Genomic DNA, 17,092 nt, shown 5'->3' on the forward strand with positions numbered 1-17,092 from the left:
CCGGCGCAGCACTGTAATCGAACGGGTGCCGGCCGCCGAGGGCCGTCCGCGCAGCAGGACGACGGTTATTCGCCGCGCGCCGGGAACTCGCACGGGCGATGCTCCGACTACCTGTCCGGGGTCGTTTTCGGCCCGCCTCGGAAAGATGGAGTCAGGAGTTCTTCATGCAGCGTCGTTTGTGGTGCGGTACCGCCGCCCTCCTGGCGTTCGCCGCGGTCGGCTGCGGGACCGGCGACGACGGTCCGGGGGCGACGGCCGCGACCGGCGGTGCGGGCGGGGCCGGCTACCCCGTCGAGGTGACGGACTGCGAGGGCGGGAAGACGACGTTCACGGCGGCTCCGGAGAAGATCGTCACGAGCAACGCCTCCAGTCTGGAGCTGCTGCTGCGCCTCGGCGTGGGCGACAAGGTCGTCGGCACCGGCTTCCCGCCCGCCAAGGGCGCCCTCCCCGCCGAGCTGGACGCCCCGGCGCAGCGGGTGAAGGTCCTCAGCGACAGCGTCATCCCCAAGGAGAAGCTGCTCGGCTCCGGCGCCGACCTCTACATCGACACCTTCGCCTCGGTGAACCGCGGCGGCCACGGCATGGGCGACGTGCCGACGGAGAAGGAGTTCGAGGCCGTCGGCATCAGGCACGTGTACCTGAAGTCGACCGCCTGCGCGGGCTCCGCGAAGGGGCCCGTCACCGACCTCGGCAAGGTGACGGAGGACATCCGGACGCTCGGCGCCATCACGGGTACGTCCGCGAAGGCGACCGCACTCGTCGACGCGATGGACCGGAAGGTCGGCGCCGTCCGGAAGGCCGTCGGCCAAACGCCCGAGAAGGACCGGCCCACCTACTTCCTCTTCGACTACGACGCCGGCACCAAGCAGCCCATCGCGGTCTGCAACCGGCAGATCGCCAACGCGGTGATCTCGCTGGCCGGGGCGCGGAACGTCTTCGCCGACTGCGACGCCACGTTCAAGCCGGTCGGCTGGGAGGACGTCGTCGCGGCGGACCCGGACTGGATCCAGCTCGCCGTCCGCAACCGCGGCAGCGCCGCCGCGACGGAGAAGGCGTACGACGAGGCCCGCGCCTGGCTGCGGGGCAACGCCGCGACCAGCGGGCTGAAGGCCGTCAAGGAGGACAGGTTCCTGAGGATCGGGTCCGAGGTCACGACCATCGCGGGTGTGCGGAACGCCGACACCGTGCACCGCATCGCCGCGACCCTGTACCCCGGCAAGGTGAGGGCCGACCGCTGATGCCCACCAAGGAGGCCACGGCCGGGCCCCCGCCCGCGGCCGGGGAGCCGGCGCCCGGGCGGCCCCCGGGGAAGGACGCCGCGAAGGCCGCGGGGAAGGCGACCGGCGTACGCCACGTGCCCGCCGGGCTGCTCGCGGCCGTCCTCGGCGCGGCGCTGCTGGCCGCGCTGACGTTCGCCGTGGCGTGGGGGTCGACGGACATCGCGCCCCGCGAGGTGTGGTCCGTGGTGCTGCGGCGGCTCACCGGCGAGGCGCCCCGGCCCGGCACCTCCGACCTGATCGTCTGGCAGCTGCGGCTGCCGCGCGCCCTGCTGGCCGCCGTCGTCGGCGCGGGTCTGGGCCTGATCGGGACGGCGGTGCAGGCGCTCGTGCGCAACCCGCTCGCCGACCCGTACCTGCTGGGCATCTCCAGCGGCGCGTCGCTGGGCGCGGTGGGCGCGCTGGTGCTCGGGCTGGGCGCGGGCGGCGCGCTGGGCCTCGGGGTGTCGGGGGCGGCGTTCGCCGGGGCCCTCGGCACGTTCGCGCTCGTCTGGCTGATCGCCCGGCGCGGGGGGAGCTTCTCGCCCCTGCGGCTGGTGCTCGCCGGGGTGGGCATCGGGCAGTTCCTCACCGGGTTCACCAGCTACCTGGTGCTGCGGGCCGGCGACGAACAGCAGACGCAGGGCGTGCTGTTCTGGCTGATGGGCAGCCTCGGCGGGGCGAGCTGGGACACGCTGGCCGTGCCGGCGCTGGCCGTGCCGGTGGCGCTGCTGCTGCTCCAGGCGCGGTCCCGGCCGCTGAACACGATGATGATGGGCGACGAGACGGCCGCGGGCCTCGGCGTGAGCCCGGCCCGGCTGCGGCGCGAGCTGTTCGTGGTGACGAGCGTCCTGACCGGGATCCTGGTCGCCGTCTCCGGGGCGATCGCCTTCGTCGGCCTGATGGTGCCGCACGCGTGCCGCCTCCTCGTCGGCGCCGACCACCGCCGGCTGCTGCCGGTGTCGGCGCTGTTCGGCGCGGTGCTGCTGGTGATCGTCGACCTGGTGTGCCGCGTCGCCCTGGACGGGGAGGAACTGCCGGTGGGCGTCGTCACCTCGCTGATCGGCGCGCCCGCGCTGCTCTACCTGCTCGACCGGCGGCTCGGGAGGACATCGTGAACGTCTCCGTCGAGGACTTGAGCGTCGCCTACGCGGGCCGGGCCGTCGTGTCCGGTGTGCACCTCGTCGCGGGCGACGGCGAGATCGCGGGCCTCGTCGGCCCCAACGGCAGCGGCAAGTCCAGCGTCCTGCGGACCGTGTACCGGCACCTGAAGCCGGCGGCGGGCCGGGTGGTGGTCGACGGCCGCGACGTGTGGGACCTGTCGCCGGTGCAGGCGGCGCGGCAGGTGGCCGCGCTGCCGCAGGAGCGGACGAGCGACTTCGAGCTGACGGTCGGCGACATCGTCATGATGGGCCGCACCCCCTACAAGGGGCCGTTCGCCGGGGACAGCGCCACCGACCGGGCGGTGGTGGCGCGGGCGCTGGCGCAGGTGGGCATGGCGGAGGCGCGGAGCCGGTCGTTCTCGGCGCTGTCCGGCGGCGAGCGTCAGCGGGTGCTGCTGGCGCGGGCGTTGGCGCAGGACCCGGACGTGCTGGTCCTGGACGAGCCGACGAACCACCTCGACGTGCTGCACCAGGTGGAGCTCCTGGCGCTCCTGCGCGAGCAGCGCCGCACGACGCTGGTGTCGCTGCACGACCTGAACGCCGCGGCGTCGGTCTGCGACCGGCTGCACGTGCTGCACCGGGGGCGGGTGGTGGCGTCGGGGACACCCCACGAGGTGCTGACGCCGGAGCTGCTCGCCGAGGTGTTCGGCGTGCGGGCCGCCGTGGTGGAACACCCGCTGACGGGCGATCCGTTGATCGCTTTCGACCACCGTTCACCGGCCGGGGCAGCGGCCGGGACGGTGGCCGGGGACGTCTCCGCGCCGGCGGCCCGGCCGGCGGCGGCGACCCCGGCCGGTCCCCCTCCGGGAGTGACGGAACCGGAGAGGGTGCCCTGACGGGCGGCGAGGGGCCGCCCTTGGCAGAGGGCGGCCCCCCGGGGGACCGACACGGAGAGGGAGGAGGTGGACGGGGTGAACGGTGACGCGGAGCTACGCGGTGTGCCCGGTGGGCGCCCCGTCCAGCGCGCCCGCGGCGCGCGCCCTCATGGTGGCCAGGACGTCGTCGCGGTGGTAGAAGACGCGGCGGCCGTTCTTGTGGCGGCGCCAGCGGTGGGTGTTGGCCAGCCAGTACACCGTGCCGGAGGCGATGCGCCAGCCGGCGGAGATGTCCTGGGCGGTCAGCCCGACGGGACCGCGGCCGGGGCGCGCGGGCGCCTCGTGCAGGGTGTGCCACAGGTCCGGCGTCCAGGTGTGCCCGCGCTCGACGGAGCACGTGATGGCCGCCCGGCCCGACGGGGCGCCGGAGCCGAGGTGCGCGACGAGCGTGCCGTGGCAGCCGGGCCGTACGCACGGGCCGATCACCATGTGCCGGTCGCTGCGGCCGGACAGCTCCGACCAGGCGGACTTGACCAGTTCGTCGGTCTCGGTCACGAGGTCCCCCGCCGCCTGGTGCCCGGCCAGCCAGCCCGCGTGGTGGCTGAGGAAGGCGAGGAGCGCCACGGTGTTGCGGGTCGGGGCCTGCACCCCCCGTTCCTCCCGGACCACCGCCGCCCAACTCGCGAGCACGCCGCGTATTCGGTCTCTGAGGTCCACGGCGTGGGTGTTGAGCGGGATGCCGGGCGCGCCGCGTTCCCTCACCCGCTCGACCACCCCCCGCGAGGACCTCGACGAGGTGAGGGAGTGCGTCAGCTCGTTGTACAGCTCCCCGAGCGCGACCAGGTTCCTGGTGATCCGCCGGGGGGTCACCCGGGTGCTCGGGCTATAGGCGGGAATAGCGGCACATGGCATGGGGCATCCTCTGCAAGCGTATGACGACGGCATCAATGAGCCTGAGGGTCCCCACTACCAGGTCGATACCATTCCGTTCCCACCCGCCGGCGACGCCGGTCGGCCCTTGACAAAAACCCCCGCACGCCAAGAAGATGGGCTCCAGGTTGGTGTTTCATGCCCGCTTCGGGCAGCACCTCCGGGGGGCTTCGCGTTTTCCGCGTAAACACCGCGTAAAGCGATGATGAACCGCGCTCCTCTGAAATGCAATGCGCTCATCTGCCCAGCTCAGCTGGGCTGTTCGGCATGCTCAGGGGCGCCCTCGGCACCTTTCGCCCTTCCCCGGCACGACGCCCCCCGCGGTCCCACCCGGCGGCACCACGTCATCGGCGCGCCCCTTTGACGTGCACCGCGGGGCGGTTCGATCTCCGTGGCCGGAAACAGCCGTACGAGCGGTATTGGTAATTCCGCTGCCACCCCGCACCCCCACCGAGGAATTGAGGCCGACATCACTACGCGCACGGAAACCACGGAAACCGGCCTGCGATCCGTGGACACGGTCCTTTTCGATCTCGACGGCACCCTGGTCGACACGCTCGACGACATCGTCCGCGCGGTCAACACCGCGCTGCGCGCCCACGGCCTGCCCGTCCTGACCCACCCGGAGGTCCGCAGTCGCGTGGGCGAGGGCGGCACGGCGCTCGTCGACGCCTCCGTCCGCGCGTCGGGGCGCGACGTGGGGCCCGCGGTCGTGGCGCGGGCGCAGGAGGCGTACCTGACGGGGTACGCCGCCTCCCCCGCCGAGGAGTCCCGGCCGTACCCGGGGGCGGAGGAGCTGCTGAACCGGCTGCGGACCGTGGGGATCCGCACCGCGCTGTGCACCAACAAGGCCGGCGGCGTGACGCACGCCCTGCTCCGGGCGCTCGGCCTCGACGGCGCGTTCGACGCCGTGGTGACGGGGGACGACCCGGTCGGCCGCAAGCCGTCGCCGGAGCCGTTGCACCACGCGCTGAAACTGGCCGGCGGCTCGGCCGGCCTGATGGTCGGCGACAGCAGGCACGACCTCGCCGCCGCGGCGTCCGCCGGCATGCCCGCGGCGTGGGTCGGTTTCGGGTACGGCCGACCCGACCCCGGGCAGGCGCCCGACTTCGAACTGCCCAGCCTCGACGCGCTGGAGGCCGCGGCAGGCGCCGCCGGCATCCGACTGCGCGCCACCCGATGACCGCACCCACCCATCCCTCAAGGAGGGAACGATGTCCGGTTCACCCGCGGATGAGATACTCCGTCTGGTCTTCTCTTTCCGCCGTCTCGCCCACGGTGCCGCGGCCGACTGCGCCGCCGGAGGCTGCGAGCAGTGCTTCGCGCTGCACCGGCCCAAGGTCGAGCACTTCATCGAACAGGGCGTTCCCGTCCACTTCGTGATCCCGGCGTTCCCGGCCAAGTCGCCGAACCCGGAGAAGGTCCTCGGCACCCTGCCGGACATGGCCGAGCGCGTCTCGCTGGAGTTCCTCCAGGAGCTGTGCGACTACACCCGCCACTACTACGAGCCGGGCGCCCGCATCACCATCTGCTCCGACGGCCACGTCTTCAGCGACCTCGTCGGCGTCGGCGACGCGGACGTGGCGACGTACGGCGTCGAGCTGGAGACGCTGCTGCAGGCGATCGGCGCCGACGCGATCAACACCTACGGGCTGCAGGACGCCTTCCCCGGCTTCCCCTTCGACGAACAGCGCGCCATGCTCACCAGCCAGTACGCGGTCCCCGTCGAGGACGTCCGCGCCCGCGCCCTGAAGGAGCCGGCCGCGCGGAACATCTTCGGCGGCATCCACCGCTTCCTCTTCGAGGACCGCATGGCCACGACCACCGGCCGCAGCCGCAACAGCGTCCGCGAGGAGACCAAGTCCCTCGCCTACCACGTCATCCAGCGCAGCGACGCGTGGAGCAACCTCGTCGAGGACTTCTTCCCCGAGGCGCTCCGCCTCTCCATCCACCCGCAGGTCAGCCACTCCCAGAAGATCGGCATCCACATGATGCGGACCCGGGACAACTGGCTGACCCCCTGGCACGGCGTGGCGCTCGACGACGGCGAGGGCGTGCGCCTGGTCAAGCGCAGCGAGGCCGAGCAGCTCGGCGCGACGCTCGTCCGCCGCGGCGGCCGGGACAGCCACTACATCGCCCCGGACGTCTCGTCGTCCCTCAAGCCGCTCATCGAGGAGGTCGCGTCATGACCGCGTACACCGTCACCGCCCTCAAGCCCTTCGGCGCCGTCGTGGAGGCCCAGGAGCCGGGCACCGACCTGGGCGACGTCGACCCGGCGGCCGTACGGGCCCTGGTCGGCGAGCACCGCGTCGTCGTGCTGCGCCGCTTCCGCACCTGGACGCACAAGGACGACCTGGTCGCCTACGCCCGGCGCTGGGGCGACCTGCTGTCGTGGAACTTCGGCGAGGTGCTGGACCTGGAGGTGCACGCCGACCCGAAGGACTACGTCTTCACCCCCGGCGAGGTGCCCTACCACTGGGACGGCGCCTTCGCCGAGAAGACGCCCACGCACCAGATCTTCCAGTGCGTCCGCGCCCCCGCCAAGGGCACCGGCGGCCGCACCACCTTCTGCGACACCACCATGGTCCTCGACGCGCTCCCCGACGAGCTGCGGGCCCGCTGGGAGGCGCTGGAGATCACGTACCGCAAGGAGAAGACGGCGCACTACGGGGGCCACATCACGGCCCCGCTGGTCCAGCGCCACCCCCACACCGGCGAGCCGGTCGTGCGGTACGCGGAACCGCTGGACCCCGAGAAGTTCCTCAGCCCGCTCTTCCTCGACGTCGAGGGACTGCCGGAGGGGACCGACGCGGAGGACTTCTTCGCGGACATCCGGGAGCGCCTGTACTCCCCGGACGTCATGTACCAGCACGCGTGGGAGGACGGCGACTTCGTCGTCACGGACAACCACGCGCTGCTGCACGGCCGTACCCCGTTCACCCAGGGCTCGCCGCGCCACCTCCGGCGCGTGCACGTCCTGTGAGCGCGACACGCACCACCAGGCTGACGAGAGGCGAGTCTTGATGCGACCGTACTACGACGTTGTGATCATGGGTGGCGGACCGGGCGGTGCGACGCTCGCCGCGCTGCTCATGCGACAGGGCGGGCTCAGCGTCGCCGTGTTCGAGAAGGAGGAGTTCCCCCGCGAGCACATCGGGGAGTCCTTCGCGCACCCCCTGATACCGGTGCTGGAGGAGAGCGGGGCCCTGGAGAAGGTCCTGGCCAGCGACTGTTGGGTGAAGAAGTTCGGCGGGATCTTCCAGTGGCGGGGCGAGGACCCGCACGTGGCGTTCTTCGACCACGACAACACCGTCCGGGACGGGGCGCACCGCTGGGCGGTGCACGCCAACCGCTCGGAGTTCGACGCGATCCTGCTGGACCACGCGCGGGACTGCGGCGCCGAGGTCTTCGAGGGCGTCTCGGTCTCCGACTGCTCGCCGCCGGCCGACGGCACGGGCCAGGAGGTGACGCTGAAGGACGGCCGCACGGTGCGCGCCGGCTACTTCGTCGACGCCTCGGGCCGGCGCAACAGCGTCGTCACGAAGAAGAAGCGCGAGTGGCTCTCCGGCTACCGCAACATCGCCATCTGGCAGCACTACCTGGGCGGGAAGCCGACCCAGTCGCTGGAGGGCGACTGGAACATCTTCCGCGAGCACGACATGTCCCCGATCGGCTGCTTCGCCTTCCGCGACGGCTGGTGCTGGTACATCCCCGTGCCGAAGATCATCGACGGGGAGCGGGTGGTCACCCACTCGATCGGCATCGTCACGGACCCGGGGATCCTCAAGCAGCCGGGCACCGACTTCACCGACGCGGAGGTGTTCCTCCGCACGATCAAGGAGGTGCCGAAGCTCAAGGAGCTGATCGGGGACATCCGCCCGGTCGGCGACAAGATGCTGACGGCGACCAACTACTCGATGATCAACGACCGGTTCGCGGACTTCGACGGGCGCTGGATCCTGCTCGGCGACGCCTCGTACTTCGTCGACCCGCTCTTCTCCTCCGGCGTCGCCTTCGCCACCAACCAGGCGCGCGCCGCCGCCGCCCTCATCCGCCACTCCAGCGGTTCGCAGATGAGCGAGGAGGAGCTGCGCGGGCTGTGGGAGGACTACGACACCGAGTGGCACGGCATGGCGTCGTCGTTCGCGCTCTCCATCGACCAGTGGTACCACGCCATCGGCAAGGACAACCCGGAGAGCGTCTACTGGAACAGCCGCGGCACCGAGGGCCCGGCGGGACCGAGCCACGAGAAGACGTTCCAGGCGCTGCTGAACACGGCGTTCACGCCGGACCTCCTCCAGGTCCTGGCGCAGGGCGAGGGTCTGGCCGGGCTCGACGTGGACGGTCCGTTCATGACCGCCTTCGCCAAGGCCAACAAGCTGGAACTGACAGCCGACACGAAGGTGTCCCTGAAGGAGGGCGTGGCCGTCCTGCAGGGCCCGGCGCTCGACATCCCCGGCTTCAAGGCCGCCATCCCGCCGAACCCGGACCTCGTGCCGGCGGAGGAGCAGCAGGCCATCAGGGCGTACTGGGAGGACCCGGTCCGCAACGGCCACCTCGTCGAGTCGCCGCTCGACCGGCCGCTGGACTGCCACCGGTTCCACATCCCCGGTGACCCGGAGGCCCCGCAGGTGCGCGGCCTGGACGAGCGGGACGGGGCGGCGGACCTCTGGGCGCGGCTCCGCGGGGGGCCCGTGCTCTGGAGCGAGCTGGTCCAGGACCTGCACGAGGGCCAGGAGCGGCTCCTCAAGCGGCTGCTGCACGCCGGGATGCTGGAGCTGGGCAACCACGCCTGACCCGGTCCTTCCCGGCCCGCGACCCGGCCCGTGCCGGCGCACCGCACAGGCGCCGGCACGGGTACGGGCGCGGGTCGCTCCCGCGGGCACCGGCGCTCCACCCGCGCCGCGTACCACCCGCACCACCAGAACCGCCCGCACCACCAGAACTGCCTGCACCACCAGAACTGCCTGCACCAACCGCAGCACCACCTGCACCGCCCGCGGCCCCGGCCGCGGTGAGGAAGACACGGCACCATCCGCGCCACCGCCGCCCGTCCCGCCCTCGGGGGCTTCCGCCCGCCGCGGCCGGGGCGGGCGGCGGCGCGCGGCCATCCAGACGTTCCAGCAGAGGTGAGGGTCGCATGGGCCAGAACAGCACGGCGGGCGAGGACAGAGCGGTCGCGCGGTGGCGCGACATCCTCGGGCCCGATGCCATCGCGTACGACGAGGACGCCCTCGCGGCGGCCTCCCGCAACACGTCGGCGTTCGCGCCGCGCCGCGTGGTGGCCGTGCTCCGGCCCTCCGACCCCGACCAGGTCGAGCGCGTCGTGCGGATCGCCCGCGAGGAGAAGGTGCCGCTCCACCCGTACAGCACCGGCCGCAACTGGGGCCTGGGCTCCCGGCTGCCGGTGCGGGACGGCTGCGCGCTGCTCGACCTGTCCGCCATGAACCGCATCCGCGCGGTGGACAGCGCCGGGCGGTACGCGGTCGTGGAGCCCGGCGTCACCCAGCTCCAGCTCGCCGACCACCTCGCCGAGCACGCCCCGGACCTCGTGGCCAACGTGACGGGCTCGTCGCCCGACTCCTCCGTGCTCGGCAACCTCCTGGAGCGCGGCACGGGCTTCCGCCGGCACCGCGCGGAGGAGGTGCGCGGCCTGGAGGTCGTCCTCGGCACCGGCGACCGCATCCGCACCGGCCTGTGGGCGGGCGAGAGCACGCGGCAGCTGCACCACTACCCGTACGGGATCGGGCCCTCGCTCGACGGGCTGTTCGTCCAGTCCAACCTGGGCGTCGTGACCGCCGCGGTCGTCGACCTGCTGCCCCGTCAGGAGCAGTTGCGGCTGCTGATGTTCACCTGCTCCGAGACGGCGCTCCCGGGCGTGGTCGACGCGGTGCGCGGGCTGTTCCTGCGCGGCACCGTCCGGTCCATCGTGCACGTCTTCAACGACAAGCGGATCCTCGCCATGACGCGCAGCGACCGCGTGCCGACCTGGACCGGCGCCGTGGCCGTCGACGGCACCGCCGCGCAGGTGGAGTCGGCCGTCGAGGACATCACGACCACCCTCGCCGCCGAGGGCGCGGCCGTACGGGTGGTGGGCGCGCGGGACGCCGCGGCCCCGGACGCCGACCCGATGGTCGCCGCCATGTACGACGTGCACTCCGGACGGCCGACGACGGCCTTCCTCCAGGGGCTCTACCAGTCGGTGCCCGGCGCGGCGGTCCCGACCGACCTGGACGTCCTCGACGACACGACGGTCGGCTACCTGGCCTGCATGCCGGTGGCCGCGGTCGACGGACGGACGGTCGCCGACCTCGTCGCCCTGGTCGAGAAGACCTGCGCGGACCACGGCCTCGTGCCCGCCATCGCCGTCAACCCGACGGGCCCGGACTACCTGGAGTCGGTCGTCAACCTGTACTTCGACCGCACCGATCCGGCGCAGGAGGAGGCGGCCCGGGCCTGCAACACCGAGCTGCACGAGCGGCTGTACGCCGACGGCTTCCGCTTCTACCGCGTCGGCGTGGAGACGATGGCGAGCCTCACCGCGTGGGACACCGCGCCCTGGGACGCCGTGGCCCTGCTGAAGGACGCGCTCGACCCCGACGGCATCCTCTCCCCCGGCCGCTACGCGCCCCTGCGCCCGTGACGCCCACCGGTCCGCGCCGCCCCCGGCGGCGCGGACCGGCAAGGCCGCGCGGGCCCGCGCGGCCGGGCGGGTCGTACGGCGGGGCGGGTCGTACGGCGGGGCGGGTCGTACGGCGGGGTGGCGCCGCCCCCACGGGCGCCCACCGCCCACCGCCCGCCCGGCGCCTGCCCGGCGCCCGGCGCCCGCTCAGCGTCCGGCCGGCACGCGGTCCGGCCCCGGGGCCGCGGCGGCCCGCCCGCCGGGTCCGTCGCCGGACGGCCCGGCGGCCCGGCGGCGGGTGGCGAGGAGCAGCACGCACACCCAGGCCGCGCCCGCCGAGACGGCCAGCGCGTACCGGGCGCCGTGCGCGGAACCCGCGAGGCCCCACACGGCGCCCGCGAGCGCCGGGCCCATGGCGAAGCCGAGGCTGCGGGAGAGCTGCACGAGGGAACCGGCGATGCCTACCGCCCTCGGCGGCGCGGCCGTCATCACCAGCGTCTGCGTCGGCCCGCCGTACAGGCCCATGCCCGCGCCGGCGAGCGCCAGCCGCCAGGCGACGTCCACCTGGGTCCAGTGGTCGCCGCTGAGCGCGAGCAACGTCAGGCCGACCGCCGTGACCGAGGCGCCGGCGAGGGCCGTGGGCCGGGGCCCGAAGCGGTCGGCGAGGCGCCCGCCGACGGGGCCCATGAGCCCCATGGCGAGGGGGAAGGCGAGGACGGTGAGTCCGGTGGCGGTGGCGGACAGGCCGCTGTCGTCCTGGAGCCGCAGCGCCACGACGTAGTGCATGGCCGCGAAGCCGGCGGCCAGGGAGAACACGGCCCCGTACACCCCGCCGACGCCGGAGGCGCGCACCACGTCGAGGACGGGGCGGGCGGCGGGCCGGCGCGTCCACCACACGATCGGCGGCAGCGCGGCGAGGCCCAGCAGCAGCCAGGCGGGGACCGCCGGGGCGAGGGTGAGGCCGAGGAGGAGCGCGGCGACGGCGCTGCCGACGAGCGCGGCGTCGACGAGGGGCTGACGGCCGGGGGCGGTCAGTCCGCCGCGCTTCGGCAGGACGCGGACCACGACGAGCAGGGCCACCACGCACACGGGGATCTTGACGAGCAGGACCGCCCGCCAGCCGAACGCGTCCAGCAGGACACCGCCGACGGCGGGTCCGGTCACGGCGCCCAGCGGGCCGAGCGTGGCGGGCACGCTCATCGCGCGGCCGCGCACCGACGGCGGCACCGCGCGCATCACCAGGACGGGCATGAGGACGAACAGCAGGGCGCCGAAGGTGCCCTGGGCGATCCGGGCGACGGCCAGCCACGCCATCCAGGGCGCGAGCGCCGCGAGCATCCCGCAGAGGGTGAACCCGGAGATCGCCAGGAGCAGCGCGGACCGGAGCCCGACCCCGCCGCCCTTCCCCGCGGCCTCGCCGCCGCGGGCGCCGCCGTCCAGCCAGCGGCCCGCCGGCAGCAGCATCGACACGACGGCGAGCTGGTAGCCGAGGACCGCCCACTGGGCCATCGACGGGGAGACGTCCAGGTCGGTGGATATGGTGGCGAGGGCGATGTTCACGACGTTCATATCGAGCATTGCCGTGAAGGACAGGGCGCCCGCGATGGCGACGAGGATCCACGGACTGCGGTCACCCGTTAACGGGTTCCCCGGCTTGTCGGGCGGCTGCTGGTCCGGGGCGGGTTCCTGCCCGTGGTGCGGCATTGCTGGGTCCTTTCACGCCCGCCGTGCGCCGGGCTACACCCTTATGGTCGCAGGTGGTTGGGGGTGGGTTCCCGGGCGGCGGGTGCGGGCGCACCGGAAGCGGACGGCCCGCCTTCGCGGTGCGGCCGAAAAACGGCGGAGGCTTTCTCCAGGTAGTCGGCCCGCGGCCCGCGCGGGTTCCCGGGGCGGAACGGGAGAATGCTCACGTGTGGCATTGCCGCCGAGCCGGGTGGATTCGGCGCGCATTCGTGCCAGCATGGATTCCCGGGCCGCGGGAAATCGCCACTCTCCCAGGCGCGGCCCGTCCCTTGTCGGCCCGTCAGCCACGTGTCCGGGCCATCCCCCGTACCGGGATTCGCGGCTGGCGGGCGCTTTCGTGCAGGAGCGGAACACCATGAAGGATGTCCAGCCCGAACAGGCCGCCGCCGACCGCCCCGCCGACGCCGATCACCCCGCGGCCGACCGCCCCGCCGACGCCGCGGCCGACCGCCCCGGGGCCTCGCGGCCGCGCGGTCCGCTGCTGGGCCTGAGCGGGTTCCTGGCGCTGCTGGTCGCCCTGCTGGCGGTGTCGTACACCGTCGGGTCGTTCGCCGGGCCCGTCGCCCCCGGCCTCCACCCCGGCGACAGCCGGCCCGCCGACATGCCCGGCGGCGAGGACGGCGGCGGGATGGACATGGGCGGCATGGACATGGAGGAGAGCCGATGACCGCGCCCGGACCCGTGGCCGACGCCACGACCACCACCGACCTCGTCATCGGCGGCATGACGTGCGGTGCGTGCGTCGCCCGCGTCGAGAAGGGGCTCGCGAAGCTGGAGGGCGTCGTCGCGTCGGTCAACCTCGCCACGCACACCGCCCGGGTCACGCACCCGCCCACCTACACCGTCCCCGACCTCGTCGCCGCCGTCGAGCGGTCCGGCTTCACCGCCGAACCGCCCGCGCCGCCGAAGTCCGGCGACGAGACCGAGGCCGGCCGGCAGGAGCGGCGCGACCAGGAGGCCGCCGCCGAGGACGCCGCGCAGCGCGGGCGGCTGATCGTGACGGCGTTCCTCGCGGTGCCCGTCCTCGCCCTCTCCATGATCCCCGCCCTGCAGTTCAGCAACTGGCAGTGGCTGTGCTTCGCACTGGCCGCGCCGGTCGCGTTCTGGAGCACCTGGCCCTGCCACGTGAAGGCGGTCCGGGGGCTGCAGCACGGGGCGTCCACGATGGACACGCTCGTCTCCCTCGGCACCGTGGCGGCCTTCTCCTGGTCGACGTACGCCCTGTTCTTCGGCGGCGCCGGGCAGCCGGGCATGACGATGCCGTTCACGCTGCTGCCGTCGGCGTCCGCGGGCGTCGCCCACATCTACCTGGAGGCGGCGGTCGCCGTCCCGCTGTTCGTGCTGACCGGGCGGTACCTGGAGGCCCGCGCCAAGCGCGGCACCGGCGCCGCGCTGCGGTCGCTGGCCGAGCTGGCCGCCAAGGAGGTCTCCGTACGCTGCCAGAAGTCGGGGCGCGAGCGGCGCGTCCCGGTCGACCAGCTGCGCGTGGGTCAGGTCTTCGTCGTACGGCCCGGTGAGAAGGTCGCCACCGACGGCGTGGTCGTGGAGGGCAGTTCGGCCCTCGACCTGTCGCTGGTGACCGGGGAGAGCGACCCCGTCGAGGTCGGCCCCGGCTCTCCGGCCGTGGGCGCCGCCGTCAACGCCGGCGGTCTGCTGCTGGTCCGGGCGACCGCGGTCGGCGAGGACACGCAGCTGGCCCGCATCACCAAGCTCGTCACCAACGCGCTGGCGGGCAAGGCCCGGGCGCAGCGCGTCGCCGACCAGGTGGCCGGGGTGTTCGTCCCGGTGGTGCTGGCGCTGGCCGTGACCGTGCTGGGGTTCTGGCTCGGCGCCGGCGCGGACGCCCAGGCGGCCGTGACGGTCGCCGTGTCCGTGCTGGTCGTCGCCTGCCCGTGCGCCCTGGGCCTCGCCACTCCGACGGCGCTGCTCGCGGCGACCGGGCGCGGCGCCCAGCTGGGCATCCTCGTCAAGGGTCCGCGCGCGCTGGAGTCGCTGCGGGCCGTCGACACGGTGGTCCTGGACAAGACCGGCACGCTCACCACCGGCAAGCTGCACGTCACCGCGGTCACCCCGGTCGACGGCACGGACGGCGGCGAGGGCGCCGGCCCCTCGCGCGTCCACGCGGTGCTGCGGCTGGCCGGCGCGGTCGAGCAGGGCTCGGACCACCCGCTGGGCCGCGCCATCGCCGGGTACGCGCGGCGCACCCTCGGCGAGGACGCGCTGCCCCCGGTCGCCGACTTCGCCTCCACCACCGGTGTGGGCGTCGCCGGCCGGGTCGACGGCGTACGGGTGGAGGTGTGCGCCCCGGGAGACGAGGTGCTGCCCGAGCCGCTCGCCGCCGCGCTCGCCAAGGCCGAGAGCAGTGCGCACACCCCGGTCCTGGTCAAGGTGGACGGCTCCGCCCGGGCGCTGATCGCGCTGGGCGACACGCTGCGGCCGGGCGCGTACCGCGCCGTGGAGCGACTGCGGCGGCTCGGGCTGCGTCCGGTGCTCGCCACCGGTGACCGCGAGGCCACGGCCCACGCCGTCGCCAAGGAGCTCGGCATCCCCACGGCGGACGTGCACGCCCGGTGCACGCCGGAGGACAAGGCCGCGCTGGTGGCGGGGATGAAGGGCGAGGGCCGCCGGGTCGCCGTGATCGGTGACGGCGTCAACGACACCGTCGCCCTGGCCGGCGCCGACCTGGGCATCGCCATGGGCGGCGGTACGGACGCGGCGATCGGCGCCGCCGACGTGACGCTGGTCCGGGAGGACATCGAGGCCGTCGCCGACTCCGTCCTGCTGGCCCGCCGCACGCTCGGCACGATCCGGACCAACCTGGTGTGGGCGTTCGGCTACAACGCCGTCCTCATCCCCCTCGCGGCGACCGGCTGGCTCAACCCGATGGTGGCGTCCGCCGCCATGTCGGTCAGCTCGGTGATCGTCGTGACCAACAGCCTGCGGCTGCGCGGGTGGCAGCCCCGCCGCCCGGCCGCGGCCGCGCGCAGGACGACGGAGGCACCCGTATGAGGGCCGTGGTACGCCGGATCGACAAGGTCCTGCCCGCGGTGGCCGCGGCCGTGGCGAGCGCGATCGCGATGGGCGGGCTCACCGCCTGGACGGCGGCCGGCGCCGCCGGGACGCCCGCGGAGTTGGAGGTGACGCACGCGCGGCTGCTCCAGCCGTTCCCCGGACGGGAGTCGACCGCCGTGGTGTTCACCGTCACCAACGGCGGCAACGCCACCGACCGGCTGACGGGCGTCAGCTCCCCGGCCGTGACCGAGGCGATGCTCGCGCGGGACGCGGACGCGGGCGAGGCGGCCGCCAGGATGCAGATGATCGCCTCCGTGGAGGTCCCCGCCGCCGGGACGCTGGAGATGACCCCGTACGGCACGGACGTGATGGTCAAGCTGCGCGAGCCGGTCCGGCTCGGCCAGCGGATCCCCTTCACGCTCCACTTCGAGCAGAGCGGCGACGTCCGCACCGAGGCGCTCGTGGTGCGCCACTCGGAGTGGTCCTACCGCTGACCGGTCGCACCGAGAAGGGCCGCCCACCCCCGGGAGGAGGTGGGCGGCCCTTTGCGCTCTCACGCCGGGCTGGCCGAGCGGACGCCGTCCAGCCGGTGGGCCGGGCCGCCGCAGCACAGCAGCTCCTCGAAGAAGGCGAAGACCCGGCGGTGGTAGGCGCCGGCGGCCCAGCCGAGGCTGATGTTGTGCCCGGCGGCGGTCTGGCGGGCCACCTGCACCCGCTCCGCCGCCGTGAAGTACGCGGTCAACTCGGCCAGCGCCTCGGCGTCGTGCCGCCACCACGCCTCGTGCTCGGCGAACGTCAGGCGCACCGGTACCGTCGTGCGCGCCGCCACCCGCGGGAAGTCCCGCGGCCAGCGCGCCGCCTGCGCCACCTCACGGGCGGGCGGCTCGCACACCAGCTCGGCGCCGGCCGTGAAGGTGCCGGGCGGGTAGAGGCTCGGCGGGCCCCAGTTCCACCGCGCCGAGCCGGTCCGGCGGCGCCCGTCCGGGCCGGCGGCCGGGCCGGGGATCCCCCCGGGGCCCGGGAGCGCGCCGGGGCCCGCGCCGGGCAGGGCGCGGCGGTGGCCGCACCCGGAGATGTCCAGCCCGACCAGGCCCTCGTGGAGCCCCTGGGCCGCGGCGGTCAGCGCCACCTGGCCGCCGAAGGAGTGGCCGAGGACGAGCAGGCCCCCACCGAGCCGGTACCGGGCGGCGAAGTCGGCGATCGCCGCCCGGAGCAGTTCGGCCTGGTCGGCGACGCCGAGCCCGTCCGGCAGGTGGGGCGCGGAGGCGCCGTACCCGGGGCGGTCGACGGCCAGGACGGTGTAGCCCAGGCGGGCCCCGAGGGCCAGCAGGGACACGCTCGGGTGCGCCCGGCCGTCGAAGTACCCGGCGGTCATGCCCCCGCCGTGCAGGGCGAGCACGGTTCCCCTCGGCTCCCCGGCCGGCTCGGCGAGCAGACCGGAGAGCGTCAGCCCGCCGGCGTCCAGCGCGACGCGGACGGCCGCGCCGGACGGGGGTGTGCCGGGCATGGCTCCTCCATTCCTCGTGGACGAAACGGTGGTCGGCGGCGCCT

At 74.3% G+C, this 17,092-nt stretch carries 14 protein-coding genes; 11 read left to right on the forward strand and 3 right to left on the reverse strand.

Annotation, left to right across the window (positions count from 1 at the left end; genetic code table 11):
* Positions 1-164 precede the first annotated feature (164 nt).
* From NRO40_RS12640 to NRO40_RS12650, 3 genes are read left to right on the forward strand one after another with little or no spacing between them, the layout of a single operon-like run.
* The gene (locus NRO40_RS12640) at positions 165-1,238 is read left to right on the forward strand and encodes an ABC transporter substrate-binding protein (protein WP_058941795.1); all 1,074 of its coding nucleotides are present in this window, start codon (positions 165-167) and stop codon (positions 1,236-1,238) included.
* The gene (locus NRO40_RS12645; RefSeq protein ID WP_079046993.1) at positions 1,238-2,374 is read left to right on the forward strand and encodes a FecCD family ABC transporter permease; all 1,137 of its coding nucleotides are present in this window, start codon (positions 1,238-1,240) and stop codon (positions 2,372-2,374) included. Before NRO40_RS12640 ends, NRO40_RS12645 begins: the two co-directional genes overlap by 1 nt.
* The gene (locus tag NRO40_RS12650; protein WP_079046994.1) at positions 2,371-3,255 is read left to right on the forward strand and encodes an ABC transporter ATP-binding protein; all 885 of its coding nucleotides are present in this window, start codon (positions 2,371-2,373) and stop codon (positions 3,253-3,255) included. Before NRO40_RS12645 ends, NRO40_RS12650 begins: the two co-directional genes overlap by 4 nt.
* A gap of 93 nt (positions 3,256-3,348) precedes the next feature.
* On the opposite strand, the gene NRO40_RS12655 is transcribed toward NRO40_RS12650, so the two are convergent.
* Entirely contained in the window at positions 3,349-4,104 is a 756-nt protein-coding gene (locus NRO40_RS12655; protein WP_257375410.1) for a helix-turn-helix domain-containing protein, read from the reverse strand.
* Positions 4,105-4,675: 571 nt separating this feature from the next.
* Here NRO40_RS12655 and NRO40_RS12660 point away from each other — a divergent pair.
* From NRO40_RS12660 to NRO40_RS12680, 5 genes are all read left to right on the forward strand, one after another.
* The gene (locus NRO40_RS12660; protein ID WP_058941797.1) at positions 4,676-5,347 is read left to right on the forward strand and encodes an HAD family hydrolase; all 672 of its coding nucleotides are present in this window, start codon (positions 4,676-4,678) and stop codon (positions 5,345-5,347) included.
* A 31-nt stretch (positions 5,348-5,378) separates the two neighbouring features.
* Entirely contained in the window at positions 5,379-6,353 is a 975-nt protein-coding gene (locus tag NRO40_RS12665) for an L-tyrosine/L-tryptophan isonitrile synthase family protein (RefSeq protein ID WP_058941798.1), read from the forward strand.
* Positions 6,350-7,147, forward strand: coding sequence for a TauD/TfdA dioxygenase family protein (locus tag NRO40_RS12670; protein ID WP_058941799.1), 798 nt, complete (start codon positions 6,350-6,352; stop codon positions 7,145-7,147). The genes NRO40_RS12665 and NRO40_RS12670 overlap by 4 nt, the downstream gene beginning before the upstream one ends.
* 40 nt (positions 7,148-7,187) lie before the next feature.
* On the forward strand, positions 7,188-8,960 hold the full coding sequence (locus NRO40_RS12675; protein WP_079046997.1) for an NAD(P)/FAD-dependent oxidoreductase: 1,773 nt from the start codon (positions 7,188-7,190) through the stop codon (positions 8,958-8,960).
* Positions 8,961-9,304: 344 nt separating this feature from the next.
* Positions 9,305-10,807: an FAD-binding oxidoreductase gene (locus NRO40_RS12680; protein WP_058941801.1), complete on the forward strand. Its 1,503-nt coding sequence runs from the start codon at positions 9,305-9,307 to the stop codon at positions 10,805-10,807.
* Positions 10,808-10,993: 186 nt separating this feature from the next.
* Here the strand turns inward: NRO40_RS12680 and NRO40_RS12685 are convergent, their stop codons facing one another.
* Positions 10,994-12,490: an MFS transporter gene (locus NRO40_RS12685; RefSeq protein ID WP_079047237.1), complete on the reverse strand. Its 1,497-nt coding sequence runs from the start codon at positions 12,488-12,490 to the stop codon at positions 10,994-10,996.
* Positions 12,491-12,884: 394 nt separating this feature from the next.
* On the opposite strand from NRO40_RS12685, the gene NRO40_RS30560 reads away from it, so the two are divergent.
* The 3 genes from NRO40_RS30560 to NRO40_RS12700 are packed head-to-tail and all read left to right on the forward strand — an operon-like array spanning position 12,885 to position 16,035.
* Positions 12,885-13,196 (forward strand): hypothetical protein, encoded by a 312-nt coding sequence (locus tag NRO40_RS30560; protein WP_306674866.1) that lies wholly within the window; start codon positions 12,885-12,887, stop codon positions 13,194-13,196.
* Complete coding sequence (locus NRO40_RS12695; RefSeq protein WP_058943330.1) at positions 13,193-15,538, forward strand: heavy metal translocating P-type ATPase; 2,346 nt, start codon at positions 13,193-13,195, stop codon at positions 15,536-15,538. The genes NRO40_RS30560 and NRO40_RS12695 overlap by 4 nt, the downstream gene beginning before the upstream one ends.
* Complete coding sequence (locus NRO40_RS12700) at positions 15,535-16,035, forward strand: copper chaperone PCu(A)C (protein ID WP_157901896.1); 501 nt, start codon at positions 15,535-15,537, stop codon at positions 16,033-16,035. The genes NRO40_RS12695 and NRO40_RS12700 overlap by 4 nt, the downstream gene beginning before the upstream one ends.
* 59 nt (positions 16,036-16,094) lie before the next feature.
* Here the strand turns inward: NRO40_RS12700 and NRO40_RS12705 are convergent, their stop codons facing one another.
* Positions 16,095-17,048, reverse strand: coding sequence for an alpha/beta hydrolase (locus NRO40_RS12705; protein ID WP_058943332.1), 954 nt, complete (start codon positions 17,046-17,048; stop codon positions 16,095-16,097).
* Positions 17,049-17,092: the final 44 nt, after the last annotated feature.

This window comes from Streptomyces changanensis, from assembly GCF_024600715.1.
GTDB lineage: Bacteria > Actinomycetota > Actinomycetes > Streptomycetales > Streptomycetaceae > Streptomyces > Streptomyces changanensis.

Excerpts from the sequence above, each read along its gene's own strand:
- NRO40_RS12640 (WP_058941795.1), top strand. The coding sequence starts at position 165 with ATGCAGCGTCGTTTGTGGTGCGGTACCGCCGCCCTCCTGGCGTTCGCC.
- NRO40_RS12645 (WP_079046993.1), top strand. The coding sequence starts at position 1,238 with ATGCCCACCAAGGAGGCCACGGCCGGGCCCCCGCCCGCGGCCGGGGAG.
- NRO40_RS12665 (WP_058941798.1), top strand. The coding sequence starts at position 5,379 with ATGTCCGGTTCACCCGCGGATGAGATACTCCGTCTGGTCTTCTCTTTC.
- NRO40_RS12670 (WP_058941799.1), top strand. The coding sequence starts at position 6,350 with ATGACCGCGTACACCGTCACCGCCCTCAAGCCCTTCGGCGCCGTCGTG.
- NRO40_RS12675 (WP_079046997.1), top strand. The coding sequence starts at position 7,188 with ATGCGACCGTACTACGACGTTGTGATCATGGGTGGCGGACCGGGCGGT.
- NRO40_RS12680 (WP_058941801.1), top strand. The coding sequence starts at position 9,305 with ATGGGCCAGAACAGCACGGCGGGCGAGGACAGAGCGGTCGCGCGGTGG.
- NRO40_RS12685 (WP_079047237.1), bottom strand. The coding sequence starts at position 12,490 with ATGCCGCACCACGGGCAGGAACCCGCCCCGGACCAGCAGCCGCCCGAC.
- NRO40_RS30560 (WP_306674866.1), top strand. The coding sequence starts at position 12,885 with ATGAAGGATGTCCAGCCCGAACAGGCCGCCGCCGACCGCCCCGCCGAC.
- NRO40_RS12695 (WP_058943330.1), top strand. The coding sequence starts at position 13,193 with ATGACCGCGCCCGGACCCGTGGCCGACGCCACGACCACCACCGACCTC.
- NRO40_RS12700 (WP_157901896.1), top strand. The coding sequence starts at position 15,535 with ATGAGGGCCGTGGTACGCCGGATCGACAAGGTCCTGCCCGCGGTGGCC.
- NRO40_RS12705 (WP_058943332.1), bottom strand. The coding sequence starts at position 17,048 with ATGCCCGGCACACCCCCGTCCGGCGCGGCCGTCCGCGTCGCGCTGGAC.